This window comes from Streptomyces sp. 150FB (genome assembly GCF_000818195.1).
Taxonomy (GTDB): Bacteria; Actinomycetota; Actinomycetes; order Streptomycetales; family Streptomycetaceae; genus Streptomyces.
Genome location: NZ_JTHL01000001.1, coordinates 4,378,540 through 4,379,446, shown reverse-complemented (window position 1 = coordinate 4,379,446; position 907 = coordinate 4,378,540). Strand labels below are relative to the sequence as shown.

The following is a 907-nucleotide window of genomic DNA, read 5'->3' as shown; positions in this document are numbered from 1 at the left end:
TGGGTACGTACGCGCACCGGCATCGGCAGCCGGCACCGCGCGGGCGCCGGTCTGTCCACCGGCGACCTCGCGTACGAGGCGGCGCGGCGGCTGGTCGGGGACGGCCCCGCGGCGCGGGGAGCCAGGGGGCCCGTCGACGCGGTGGTCCTCGCCACGGCCACCCCGGACCATCTCTGCCCCGCCACCGCGCCCGCGCTGGCGGCGCGCCTCGGCCTCGGGACGGTGCCCGCGTTCGACATCAGCGCGGTGTGCAGCGGTTTCGTCTACGGGCTCGCCGTCTGCCAGGGCCTGGTCGTGTCCGGTCTCTACGACCGGGTGCTGCTGGTGGGCGCCGACGTCTACTCGGCCTGGCTCGATCCCGACGACCGTTCGTCCGGCGTGGTCTTCGGCGACGGCGCGGGCGCGGCCCTGATCGGCGCCGGCCGGCCCGGATCGCCCGGCGAACTGCTCGGTTTCGACCTGGGCAGTGACGGTACGGGCTACGACCTGATCACCGTCCCCGGCGGCGGCGCCCGGTCCCGGGCGAGCGCCGAACCGCCCGCCGCCGGCGACGAGTTCTTCCGGATGCGCGGGCGTGCCGTCTACCAGCACGCGGTCGAGCGCATGACCGCCTCGTGCCGCACGCTGCTGCGCCGGGTGGGCTGGGACGCGTCCCAGGTGGACCACTTCGTGCCGCACCAGGCCAACGCGCGGATCCTGCGCGCGGTCGCCGAGCGGGTCGGGATCGCCGAGGAGCGCTGTGTCACGCACCTGGAGCAGGTGGGCAACACGGGCGCGGCCTCCATCCCGCTGGCGCTGTCCGACGCGGCGGCGCGGGGACGGCTCAGGGCCGGCGACCGGCTGCTGCTGACCGCCTTCGGCGGCGGCCTGACCTGGGGCTCGGTGGCCCTGCGCTGGCCGGGGACGC

General features: G+C 76.8%; 1 protein-coding gene. It reads left to right on the top strand.

From position 1 onward, the window contains the following. Positions 1 to 907: beta-ketoacyl-ACP synthase 3 (locus tag QR77_RS18655; RefSeq protein ID WP_078876865.1), on the top strand; the 907-nt coding region annotated here is incomplete at both ends.